We start from the raw sequence: 12595 nt of genomic DNA, 5'->3' as shown, positions 1-12595 counted from the left end.
GGGGCACATCCGGCGGACGAAAAGACGCGCACGTCGCGATTTTCTGCTCCATCGTCCACTTCGATCGTCCACTTCGGCCGTCCACTTCGATCGTCCACCTCGGGCGGGCCATGACGGACCACTGTGGAGCCGGGTCAGTTCAGCTGCGGCGCCGCGTCGCGGGCACGCCGTTGCCGCCGGAAGGCGCCTGGCGGTTCGCCGATCACCTTGTGGAAGGCCCGCGAGAACGCGGCGTGGGAACGGTAGCCGACGTGCTCCGCGGCGCGCTCGATCGTCTCGCCGCCGTTCAGCCGCTGGGCCGCGATCTTCATCCGCAACAGCAGCAGGAACTGGGCCGGCGGCTGGCCGCTGGCATCGACGAAATGCTTGTAGAAGCTCGAGCGCGACATGTGTACCGCGCGCGCCATCGCGTCCGTCGACCAGTCGTGGCCCGGGTCGGCCATCATGCGCTCCAGCAGCACCGCGAATTCCGGCCGGCGCGCCAGCGCCAGCAATCCCGACAGCACTTCATGCCGCCGCGCCACGTGCCGCGTCACATAGAAGAACAGCAGCGCGGCCAGCCGCGAGACCAGCGGCGGCGGTAGGTCCGGGTCGCTGCCCGCCTCGGCCAGCATCAGGTCGAACACGGTGCCGGCGGCACGGATCGATTCGTCGTCGGCGCGCAGTTCCACCACGGCCGGGAACGAGTCCACGATCAGCGCGCTGAGCGCGCCATGGAACTGGAAGAAACCGCATGCCAGCCCCGTGCTGTCCGCCACATGCGCCGCCAGCGGCTGCATGCCGCCCGGCGGCAACGGCGCCTGCGGATCGGGATCGGGGCTGAGGAAATGGGGAATGTCGCGCAGCAGGAAGACGCCGTCGCGCGGGCCCAGGCGCAGCGGCGCGCGCCCTTCGACGTGCAGCCAGCAGGTGCCGTGCAGGACCAGGTGGAAGCTGCCCAGGCCGCGGCCCGCCGTCGATGCGCGCCAGCGGCCGCAGTACTGGCCGACATGGAAGGCGGCCGCTTCCAGCTCGATGCTGTCGATCAGCCAGTGCACGAGGCGGTCGGTGTCGGCGGGGCGTTCCATGCGTGTCCGGGTTGCAAAAGGGCACGCGATTATGCCGTACGCGCGGCCATCGGGCCACGACGGAAAGCGCATAAGCAAATGCGCACAGCGTCCAGCGCCACCGGGACGCCCGCGGCAACCCTACACCAGCCCCGTCAGGTAATACACGGCGATCACGAAGAACACGGCCAGCGTCTTGATGATGGTGATGCCGAAGATGTCCTTGTATGACTGCTTGTGCGTCAGCCCGGTGACGGCCAGCAGCGTGATCACGGCGCCGTTGTGCGGCAAAGTGTCCATGCCGCCGCTGGCCATCGCCACCACCCGGTGCAGCACCTCGAGCGGGATGCCGGCGGCGTTGCAGCCGGCGATGAAGCTGTCCGCCATCGCGGCCAGCGCGATGCTCATGCCGCCGGACGCCGAACCGGTGATGCCGGACAGCGTGGTGACGGAGATGGCCGCGTTGACCAGCGGGTCGGGAATCTTGCGCAGCGCCTCGCTGACGGCGATGAAGCCCGGCAGCGCGGCGATCACGCCGCCGAAGCCGTATTCGGACGCGGTATTCATCGCCGCCAGCAGTGCCCCGCCGACGGCGGCCTTGGTGCCCTCGGCGAACGAGGCGCGGATGCGCCGGAACGCCGTCACGCACACCAGCAAAATGCCCAGCAGCAGCGCGCCCTCGACCGCCCAGATGCCGACCACGGTCTTGATCGGCGTTTCGACCGGTGCCTTCAGGCCGGGCAGCAGGTCGGACGTCAGCGTGTAGCTGGTGCCGTACCACTTTGCGATGGCGGCGGTCAGCACGAAATTGGCCACGCCCACCAGCACCAGCGGCGCCACGGAGAGCAGCGGATGCGGCAGGTCGGCCGCGGTCGGCGAAGGGCCACTACCCTGCTTGCCGTCGTCCGCACCATAGCCCTCGCCGGTCGCCATCACGCTGCGGCGGCGCCACTCCAGGTACGCCAGGCCGGCGATGACGGTGGCGATCGCGCCGACGATGCTGAGCGACGGGGCGGCCCATCCGGTGGTCTGGAAGAACGTCGTCGGGATGATGTTCTGGATCTGCGGCGTGCCGGGCAACGTGTCCATCGTGAACGAAAACGCGCCCAGCGCGATGGCGCCCGGCATCAGCCGCTTCGGGATGCCGCTCTGGCGGTACAGCTCCGCCGCGAACGGATACACGGCGAACACCACCACGAACAGCGATACACCGCCATACGTGAGCAGCGCGCACACGGCCACGATCACCGCGTTGGCCCGCGTGCTGCCGATGTAGCGGATCGCCGCATGCACGATCGACTGCGAGAAGCCGGCCATCTCGACCAGCTTGCCGAACACGGCGCCGAGCAGGAACACGGGGAAGTACAGCTTGACGAAGCCCACCATCTTGTCCATGAAGATGCCGGAAAAGACGGGAGCGACGGCGGCGGGCTCCGTCAGGAGCACCGCGCCCAGCGCGGCCACGGGAGCGAACAGGATGACGCTGTAGCCGCGATAGGCGGCGAACATCAGGAATGCCAGGGCGGCAAGAACGATCAGGAAGGACATGGTCGGCTATAGTCGGGTTTGCATGCCGCCATGCTAACGAATTGCGCGATTCACTGCCCGCACCGGAAGCGGCTTGCGGGCGGCAAGCCACTTCCGGCCAGCACCATGCTCAGTGGAAGATGCCGACCGCCAGCTCCGCCCAGACGATCAGCAGGGCCAGCACGATCACGGCGCCGGCGGCCATCCGCGACGTGCGGCTGCGCAGCCTGGCGCGGGCGAATTCCAGCGCCACCCCGGTACCGGCCAGCAGCACGGCGGCCGCCACGAAGTCGAAGACACCCCAATTGAAAGCGCCGCCGAGCAGCATCGACGCCAGTGGAATCAGCAGCAAGGCGCCGGTGACGTACAGCACGCGCAGGACGTTGCGCGTCGAGAACGGTTTGACGGACGGGCTGCCAGGCGTGCTTTTCATGGTGGGCTCCGGGAATTTGGTGTCGAAGCAGCCATGGTAGCACCGGGCCGGGCAGACCAGAACATTGCTCCAAAAATGGGGACGTACCCCATTTCTAGAGCAACATTTTCCCGGCTCACAGCCGTGCTCGTGTTGTAAAAACCACATCCGCCACACCCCATTTCCGCTTCGCACAACTGATAGCGCTATCAGATCTCAAGGCATCTCCAGAGGGGAAATCCATCGATCATCACGGCTAGTCGCCGGGCTGGCACGACAAACCATGCTGCAATGCAGCATAAATAAGCTCTTTACCGGAACAGGAAAGCGGCGCGATGATAGCGCTAACTAATCAATTCAAACATCCGGAGACCTTGATGACCCTATCCAGCACCACACCGCCGACACATTCCCCCAAGGCCTCCCGCTGGGTGGTCATGGGCGTCTGCGGCTGCGGCAAGAGCACCGTCGGTGCGGCCCTGGCCGAGCGGCTCGGCGCCCCTTTCATCGAAGGCGACAAGTTTCACCCGGCCGAGAACGTGGCCAAGATGTCCGCCGGATTCCCGCTGGACGACGCCGACCGGGCCGGCTGGCTGCGGGCGCTGGCAGACGAGATCGGCAGAGCCCGCGACCGCGGCGAGGGGCTCGTCGTGTCGTGCTCGGCGCTGAAGCGGCGCTACCGCGACCTGCTGCGCCAGGCCGACCCGGAGCTGCGCTTCGCCCACCTGCAGGGTCCGCGCGAGCTGATCGCCGACCGCCTCGGCCGGCGCACCGACCACTACATGCCGCCAACGCTGCTGGACAGCCAGCTGCGCGACCTCGAAGCTCTGCAGGACGACGAGGGTGGCATCCGCCTCGATATCGCGCTGCCGCCGGACGGGCTGGTGGAACGCATCATCGAACAGGACTGACCGGTCCGATGCCGGATTCGCGAAACAGTTATCGCAAGCAGTCATGACACGCCAAGGCGGCGCGCCCTTTGCCAGGGGCAGCGCCCCGCTCATCAAAAGAATGGAGACAGACATGCGTACACCTACCCAGAGGACCCTGATCAACCTCGCCGTCGCCAGTGCCTGCGCGCTGCTGGCGCTGCCGGGCCATGCCCAGCAGGCCGCCGGTGCCGCCACCAGTGCGGCCGATACTCCCGCCAGCCCCGGCGGCGAAGCGGTTCCGGCCACGCCGGCCGCGCAGGCCACCGCCGTACAGCCCGAGCCAGTGCCGGCCGTCGCCGTACAGCCAGAGCCCGGACAGCCCGCAGCCGTGCAGCCCGATCCTGCGGCCGAGCCCGTGCAGACGTCCGGGCAGAGCGCAGCGCAAGGTTCGACGCAAGGCGGCGCCCCTGCCTCCGCGCCGACCACCGTGGTGCAGATTTCCGGTACCCGCATCGCCGCGCGCGGCTTCACGCAGCCCACGCCGACCACCAGCCTGTCCACGGCGGACCTGGAGCGCGCGGCCAAGCCGAACCTGTTCAACACGCTGGCCGAACTGCCCGCCCTGCAGGGCAGCACGGGCCGCACCACCAGCACCAACAGCACCAGCAGCGGCATCCAGGGCCTGTCGTCGCTGAGCCTGCGCGGCCTCGGCACGATCCGCACGCTGACGCTGCTCGACGGCCAGCGCGTCGTCGGCGCCAACGTCACCGGCGTGACGGACGTGAGCCAGTTCCCGCAGTTGCTGGTCAAGCGGGTCGACGTGGTGACGGGCGGCGCGTCCGCCTCGTATGGTTCGGATGCCATCGGCGGCGCCGTCAACTTCATCACCGACAAGAAATTCAAGGGTTTCAAGTTCAACGCCGAAGGCGGCCAGACGAAATACCACGACGACGAACACGGCACGCTGCAGGGCGCCTGGGGACGCGCGTTCATGGACGACCGCCTGCACGTCACCCTGTCGGCCGAGATCATGAAGGAAAACGGCATCGATTCGCCGGGCTTCGGCGAAGTGGGCCCGAACGGCCGCACGTGGTTCAAGAACTCGGCCTACCAGATCCGCCCGCTGGCGCAGACCACCGACGGCCTGCCGCAGTACACGGTGATCCACCACGCGCAGCAGTTCCAGTACGCGAAGTACGGCCTGATCACCAATGGTCCGCTGCAGGGCACCGCGTTCGGCCCCGGCGGCGTGCCGTACCAGTTCCAGTACGGTTCGGGCGGCGTGCCCACCGGGACCGGCGCCGTGACCAACTGCGTGAATCCGTTCTGCGTCGGCGGCGACCTGTCCGGCAGCGTGGGCGCCGGCACCAACCTGGCCATGAACCTGAAGCGGCAGGTCGGCTATGCCCGCGTGTCGTGGGACCTGAACCCGGACAACGAGATCTATTTCACCGCCAACTGGGCCCAGGTGAAATCGCACTTCACGCCGAATCCGGGGGCGGCCAAGAATGCCAACCTGACGATCCAGTGCGACAACCCGTTCGTGCCCGCGTCGATCCAGGCCGCCTGCGCGGCGAACAACATCACCAGCTTCCAGTACGGCACCGCGAACGCCAACTTCCCGGCCAACATCAACGTGCACCCGACCCGCACGCAGCGCCGCTTCGTGCTGGGCGCGGACGGCAAGGTGCCGCTGTTCGGCAAGGAATGGTCGTACGACGCCTACCTGACGCGTGGCGAGAACACCACCACCATCAATGTCCACGACATCACGCTGAACGCGCGCTATAACAACGCCATCGACGCGGTGCGCGCGCCGGACGGCCGCATCGTCTGCCGCAACCCGGTGGCCGCGGCGTCGGGCTGCGTACCGTTCAACATCATCGGCGACAATCCGGCGGATCCGGCCGCATGGGCCTATATCGCGCCGCCGAACGGGCCGCGCCAGCACACCACGCAAAGCCAGGACGTGGCCAGCTTCAACATGAACGGCGAAGCGTTCCAGGGCTGGGCCGGACCGGTGCTGATGGCGTTCGGCGCCGAATACCGCCGCGAGAAATACCAGGTGCGCGGCGATCCGTATGGCGCCGGCGTCGACGACCTGTCGCCCAACAGCGCGCTGTACCCGGCCGACCCGATCCTGAACAGCACCGTCGGCAACAACTGGTACGCCGGCAATTACCACAACGGCGACGGCAGCTACAGCGTGCGCGAGGCGTACCTGGAACTGAACATGCCGCTGCTGAAGTCCGAGCGCTGGGGCGAAATCAACCTGAACCTGGCCGACCGGCCGATGAAGTACAGCACGGCGGGCAGCGTCAATACCTGGAAGGCCGGCGCGACGTGGCAGACCCCGGTCGACGGGCTGCGGCTGCGCGCCGTCACGTCGAAGGACGTGCGGGCGCCCAACCTTTCCGAACTGTTCGCGGCCCCGGTTGTCATCAACAACGTCGTGCAGTACCAGGGCAACACGATCTCGGTCCAGCAGCGCACCGTGGGCAATACCAACCTGCGCCCGGAAGTGGCACGCAACAGTTCGTTCGGCGTCGTGCTGTCGCAGCCGTCGTGGGCGCGCGGCTTCTCGGCCTCCGTCGACTACTTCGACATCAAGGTGACTGACGTGATCTCGGCACTGACGGCGCAGCAGGAAGTGGACCTGTGCGTGGCCGGCAACCAGGAAATCTGCGGCGCCGTGGTGCTCGACAGCCCGGGCAGCAACGCGGTCACGCTGCAGAACTTCAACCTGGCGTCGCTGCACACGAAGGGCGTGGACATCGAAGGCGCCTACCGCGCCAACCTGAAGGACTGGAACCTGCCGGGCCGCTTCACGGTGCGCGCACTGGCCACCCGCACGCTGAACTTCATCACCAACACGGGCGTGGTCGGCACGATCCCCAGCGAAGGGGCCGGCGTCAACCTGGGCGGCACGCCGAAGTGGAAGCTGCTGGCCCAGCAGACCTGGGAAAACGACCGCATGAGCTTCACGCTGAGCCAGCGCTGGTTCTCCGACGGCGTGTACAGCAACGAGTACATCGAGTGCCAGACCGGCTGCCCGGCGTCGACGATCATCCATCCGACGATCTTCGACAACAAGATGAAGGGTGCCACCTACGTCGACTTCGGCGGCAGCTACAACTTCTCGAAAGCCCTGCAGGTCTACTTCAAGATCGACAACCTGGCCGACCGGGACCCGGAACCGGCGCCGCAGGCCAATGCCAGCTTCGCGATCAACCCGACGCTGTACGACGTGGTGGGCCGCACCTACCGCATCGGCCTGCGCGGCACGTACTGACGGCCGGCGAGCGTGACGAACCTGCTCTCCGTGCTGCTGGCGGTCGGCCTGCTGACGGTGCTGATCGCCTGGGGCAAGGTGCAGCCGCTGCTGGCCTTCGTGGTGGCGGCGCTGGTGGCCGCCCTGCTGCTGGGCGTGCCGCCGGCGCGCATCCCGGCGATGATCGAGAAAGGCATCGGCGACCTGCTCGGCTCCCTGGTGGTGATCATCTGCCTGGGCGCCGTGTTCGGCAAGCTGATCGCCGACAGCGGGGCCGCGCGGCGCATCGCCACCTGCCTGATCGCCTCGCTGGGGCCGCGGCGGCTGCCGGTCGCGCTGACGATCACCGGCTTCGTCGTCGGCATCCCGCTGTACTACAACGTCGGCTTCGTGCTGCTGGTACCGCTGATCTTCTCGCTGGTGTACCAGTCGGGGCGGCCGGCGGTGGCGCTGGCGATCCCGGTGCTGGCCGGCCTGTCGATCGCGCACGGCTTCCTGCCGCCCCACCCGTCGCCCGTGGCGCTGGTGGCGGCGGTGCATGCGGACATGGGCACCACGCTGCTGTACGGGCTGATCGTGGCGATACCCACGCTGATCCTGTCCGGCCCCGTGTTCGCCACGACGCTGAAGGGCATCCGCGGCGAACCGGCGCAGATCTTCCGCAGCGCCGAGGTGCCGGAGGCCGAACTGCCGGGCGTCTTCAACAGCTTCGCCACCGCGCTGCTGCCGGTGGTGCTGCTGGGCGCGACGACGCTGCTGACGATGGCGCGACCGGCACTGGCGCCGTCGCTGGCCGTGCTGTCCAACCCGCTGATCGTGATGCTGCTGTCGTACGGCGTCGCCATCGTCACGCTCGGGCTGGCGCGCGGCTGGAGCCTGGCGCGCGTGATGCAGGGGCCGGGCGAGGCGATGCGGGAGATCGCTCCGATCCTGCTGATCATTGCCGGCGCGGGCGCGCTGAAGCAGGTGCTGGTGGAGACGGGCGTCGGCGCGCAACTGGGCGCCCTGCTGGCCGATACGCCGGTGCCGCCGCTGGTGCTCGGCTGGCTGGTGGCCACGCTGATCCGGATCTGCCTCGGCTCGGCCACGGTGGCCGGTGTGACGGCGGCCGGCATCGTCGAACCGCTGGTGCGCAGCACCGGCGTGGACCCGAACCTGATGGTGCTGGCCGTCGGCGCCGGCAGCCTGATGTGCAGCCACGTCAACGACTCGGGGTTCTGGATGTTCAAGGAATATTTCGGGCTGTCGCTGCGCGACACGTTCCGTTCGTGGACGCTGATGGAAACGCTGGTCGGCACGTTCGGGCTGCTGTTCGTGCTGCTGCTGTCGGCGGCGCTTGGATGATGATTGAAGGCATGCAACAAGAGGGCGCTGGTGTCGGACACCTTCGGGTGTCGGACACCGGTTTTCGCTGACGACAGTTGGCGCCCGCGCAGAAAACCGGTGTCCGACACCGAGAACCCGGTGTCCGACACCAGGCATCTGCCGCCGTCGATTGAATGACAACAACAGGAGACAGGCATTGAAAACCCAGCTGATATTGACCACCCTTGCCGCCACGCTGGCGGCATCGGCCGCGCAAGGCGCATCGGTTTCCGCCTACCAGGCGATGCCGGACGATCCCCGTGCCGTCGTCGCGAAGGCGAAAGGCGACGGCAAGACCGACGACACGGCGGCGCTGCAGGCGGCGCTCGACAAGGCCGCCAACGATGAACAGGGCGGTGTCGTCTTCCTGCCGTCCGGGCGCTACCGGCTGACCCGCACGCTGACGATCCCGCTGGCGGTGAGGCTGTACGGCGTGGGGCCCACCCGCCCCGTGTTCGTGCTGGCGCCGAACACGCCCGGCTTCCAGAAGGGCGTGGCGAACATGGTGATCTTCACCGGCGGCGACCAGTACCGGGTCGGCAAGGTGCCGATGCCGGTGCCGAGCGCCGTGCCCTTCGATCCGCAGAACAAGCCGGTGCGCGACGCCAATTCGTCGACGTTCTATTCGGCGCTGTCGAACGTGGACTTCGAGATCGGCGACGGCAACCCGGCCGCCGCCGCGGTGCGCATGCATACGGCGCAGCACTCGAACCTGTCGCACATCGATTTCCACACCGGCTCCGGCCTGGCCGGGGTTTATCACGTCGGCAATGTCGCCTACAACCTGCGCTTCTACGGCGGCCGCTACGGCATCCTGGCCGAGAAGACGTCGCCGGCATGGCAGTTCACGCTGCTCGATTCCACCTTCGACGGCCAGCGCGACGCGGCGATCCGCGAGCACGAGGCGGGGCTGACGATGGTCAACGTCGATATCCGCAACACTCCGGTCGGCGTGGAAATCAACCGGGGCTACGGCGACTGGCTGTGGGGCAAGGACGTTCGCTTCGAGAACGTGTCGAAGGCGGCGCTCATCGTCAGCAACGAGAACAATGTGTATACGCAGGTCGGCTTCGAGAACGCCATCGCCCGCAACGTGCCCGTGTTCGCCCGCTTCCGCGACAGCGGCAAGGCGCTCGACGGCAAGGGCCGTGATTACCGGGTCGACGCGTTCAACTACGGGCTTACGCTGGACAAGCTGGGCGAACCGGGCAAGTTCGCCACCAACTACAAGACCTCGGCGCTGGCCGCCGCCGCGCCGCCACGCGACCGGGCCCTGCGCCTGCTGCCCCCGGCGAAGGAATGGGTCAACGTGAAAACCCTCGGTGCCGCCGGTAACGGCACCACCGACGATACCGCGGCGCTGCAGAAAGCCATCGACAGCCACCGCGTGGTGTACCTGCCGCTGGGCTTCTACGTGGTCAACGACACGATCCGCCTGAAGCCGGACACCGTGCTGGTCGGCCTGCACCCGGGCCTGACGCAGCTGCTGATCCCGAACGGGTCGACGAAGTACCAGGGCGTGGGCAGTCCGCTGGCACTGCTGGAAAGCGCGCGCGGCGGCGACCCCATCGTCTCCGGCATCGGCCTGGCCACCGGAGAGGTCAACCAGCGCGCGGTGGCACTGCTGTGGCGCGCCGGCGAGCGCTCGCTTGTCGACGACGTGCGCATCCAGGGCGGCCACGGCACGCGCCTGTACGACGGCAGCCGCGCCGACCCGTACAAGAAGGATGCGAAGTTCGACACCACCGCCCACTGGGACCGCCAGTACCCCAGCGTGTGGGTGACCGATGGCGGCGGCGGCACGTTCTCGGGCATCTGGTCGCCCAGTGGCTACGCGCAGTCCGGCTTCCATGTTTCCAACACGAAGACGCCCGGTCATGTGTACGAGCTGTCGGCCGAGCACCACGTGCGCGCCGAGATCGTGCTCGATGGCGTGGAAAACTGGGAATTCCTCGCGCCGCAGACCGAGGAGGAAGTGCGCGACGGCATGGATGCGGTATCGCTGGAGATCCGCAATTCGAAGAACATCCTGTTCGCGAACTACCACGGCTACCGCGTGACGCGTTCGCTCAAGCCCATGCCGGCCGCGGTGACGATCAGCAATTCGTCCGACATCCGCTTCCGCAACGTGCACGTGAACGGCGAGAGCGGCTTTTCCACCTGCGACGACAATGGCTGCACCACGTACCTGCGCGCGTCGAAATACCCGTACGAGAACGCCATCCGCGACGTGACGAACCGGCTCGAGGTGCGCGAGCGCGAGTTCGCCGTGTTCGACTATACCGGCGGCCAGAAGGAGGCGCCGCCGGCACAGGGCAAGGTCGAGAAGCTGGAAACGGGCTTCTGGTCGATCGCCGGCGCGGCCGTCGATGCGGCGGGCAAGCTGTATTTCGTCGACCGCCACTGGCGCCGCATCCATGCCTACAGCCCGGAACGGGGGCTGGAAATCGTGCGCGACGCCCCGCTCGACCCGGTCAACCTGGCCATCGACGGCAGCGGCAACGTGATCGTGCAGTCGTCGTTCGGCCCGCAGGCGTCGGTCTACGCGTTCAAGCCTGGCACGCCCGGTACCGACGTCACGATGATCAAGCCGACACCCGTGGCGGCGGGCGCCAAGGCGGGGTCGAAGGCGCGCGTGGCGGTGCCCGTCAACTTCTGGCAGAACGGCGAGTTCCGCGACCAGCTGAACCCGCAGACGTACGAGTTCACCACGCTGGCCGAGATGTTCGCCCGCGACGTGGCCATCCCGAAGGCGCAGGAATACGTGTCGCCGGACGGCTCGCTGGCATTGCCGGCGTATCGCGTGCTGCGCCAGGGACCGCCCGACCACCTGGGCTGGCGCTGGTCCGATGCGCTGAACACGCACGGCTTCGTCAGCGGCCGGATCGGCGAACGGGTGGTGTTCACGAACGGTTCCGAGAACCGCACGTTCAGCGCCCTGCTGGGTGCCGGCGGCGCGTTGACGGACCTGAAGCAGGTGGCCGACCGCGGCGGTGAAAGCGCGGCTGTGGACGGTGCCGGCAACGTGTACGTGGCCAACGGCCAGGTGTTCGTCTACGGGAAGGATGGCAAGCCGACGGGCCGCATCGACGTGCCGGAACGGCCGCTGCAGCTGATCTTCGGCGGGCCGGACAAGCGCACGCTGTACATCCTCACGCACCACAGCCTGTACTCGACGCGGATCTGACCGATGCCACTGAAGCTCCCGATGAAGCTCTTCCCTGCCCTCCTGCTGGGCTTCGCGTGCAGCGCCGCGCTGGCCCAGCAGGGCTCCTTGCCCCTGTGGCCGGACGGCGCGCCTGGCTCCGAGGAACGCCGCGGCGAACCGGAAACCGTGAAGGAAGGCGTCTACTTCAGCAACGTGCACGACCCGTCGCTGACGGTGGCCCGCGCCGATCCGCGCCATGCGAACGGCGCGGCGGTCATCGTGGTTCCCGGCGGCGGGCACCGGATGCTGGTGTTCCAGAACGAAGGCATGGCCGCGGCGAAGAACCTGAACCGGGTCGGCGTCACCGCGTTCGTGCTGAAGTACCGGCTGGCGCGCGACGGCGATTCCGGCTACACGATCGAAGGCCACGGCGCAGCCGACCTGCGGCGCGCCGTGCGCTGGGTGCGCACGCGCGCGGCCGAATACGGCATCGATCCGGCCCGCGTCGGCGTGATGGGCTTTTCGGCGGGCGGCGAACTGGTCTCGCTGGTGGCCGACAATCCGGAACCGGCCGGCTTCGTGGCGCGCGACGCGGTGGACCGGGCCAGCGCGCGGCCGGACTTCCAGGTGCTGGTCTACCCCGGTCCGCTGGGCGTGCCCGCCAGGGCCGTCAAGGGCGCCCCGCCGGCCTTCCTGGTGGCCGGCTCGCGCGACACCTGCTGCATGCCGCCGACCGTCGCGCTGTACCAGCAGCTGGTGGCGGCCGGCGTGTCGGCCGAACTGCACCTGTATGCCGACACCGACCACGCATTCAATGTCGGCCAGCGCGGCGAGCGCATCTCGCTGCAGCACTGGCCCGACCGCCTGGCCGACTGGCTGGCCGACGGCGGCTGGCTGGTGCCGCGCGGCGGCCGCGCGCCGGAAGGCGTGCCGGCACCGTGAGCGGCGCCGCCT

8 protein-coding genes are annotated in these 12595 nt (G+C 68.2%); 5 read left to right on the top strand and 3 right to left on the bottom strand.

Annotated elements, in window-relative coordinates:
• Nucleotides 1-134: 134 nt before the first annotated feature.
• The 3 genes from FHS02_RS00165 to FHS02_RS00155 form a co-directional block, all read right to left on the bottom strand.
• Nucleotides 135-1067: an AraC family transcriptional regulator gene (locus FHS02_RS00165; RefSeq protein WP_137312250.1), complete on the bottom strand. Its 933-nt coding sequence runs from the start codon at nucleotides 1065-1067 to the stop codon at nucleotides 135-137.
• A 120-nt stretch (nucleotides 1068-1187) separates the two neighbouring features.
• Entirely contained in the window at nucleotides 1188-2594 is a 1407-nt protein-coding gene (locus FHS02_RS00160; protein WP_137312249.1) for a GntP family permease, read from the bottom strand.
• A 109-nt stretch (nucleotides 2595-2703) separates the two neighbouring features.
• Entirely contained in the window at nucleotides 2704-3006 is a 303-nt protein-coding gene (locus FHS02_RS00155) for a hypothetical protein (RefSeq protein WP_137312248.1), read from the bottom strand.
• Nucleotides 3007-3362: 356 nt separating this feature from the next.
• Between FHS02_RS00155 and FHS02_RS00150 the strand changes: the two genes are divergently transcribed.
• The 5 genes from FHS02_RS00150 (at nucleotide 3363) to FHS02_RS00130 (ending at nucleotide 12583) form a co-directional block, all read left to right on the top strand.
• Nucleotides 3363-3896, top strand: a complete 534-nt coding sequence (locus FHS02_RS00150) for a gluconokinase (RefSeq protein ID WP_229429994.1) — start codon at nucleotides 3363-3365, stop codon at nucleotides 3894-3896.
• Between the two features lie 112 nt (nucleotides 3897-4008).
• Nucleotides 4009-7149 (top strand): TonB-dependent receptor plug domain-containing protein, encoded by a 3141-nt coding sequence (locus FHS02_RS00145; protein ID WP_221403752.1) that lies wholly within the window; start codon nucleotides 4009-4011, stop codon nucleotides 7147-7149.
• A 12-nt stretch (nucleotides 7150-7161) separates the two neighbouring features.
• The gene (locus FHS02_RS00140; RefSeq protein WP_229422480.1) at nucleotides 7162-8472 is read left to right on the top strand and encodes a gluconate:H+ symporter; all 1311 of its coding nucleotides are present in this window, start codon (nucleotides 7162-7164) and stop codon (nucleotides 8470-8472) included.
• A gap of 178 nt (nucleotides 8473-8650) precedes the next feature.
• Nucleotides 8651-11680, top strand: coding sequence for a glycosyl hydrolase family 28-related protein (locus FHS02_RS00135; RefSeq protein ID WP_229422479.1), 3030 nt, complete (start codon nucleotides 8651-8653; stop codon nucleotides 11678-11680).
• 21 nt (nucleotides 11681-11701) lie between these two features.
• Nucleotides 11702-12583, top strand: coding sequence for an alpha/beta hydrolase (locus tag FHS02_RS00130; RefSeq protein WP_137312246.1), 882 nt, complete (start codon nucleotides 11702-11704; stop codon nucleotides 12581-12583).
• Nucleotides 12584-12595: the final 12 nt, after the last annotated feature.

It is taken from the genome of Pseudoduganella umbonata (genome assembly GCF_014192225.1).
Taxonomy (GTDB): Bacteria; Pseudomonadota; Gammaproteobacteria; order Burkholderiales; family Burkholderiaceae_D; genus Rugamonas; species Rugamonas umbonata.
The sequence above is the reverse complement of the archived record's forward strand: the minus strand, read 5'-3'. Positions and strand labels throughout refer to the sequence as shown.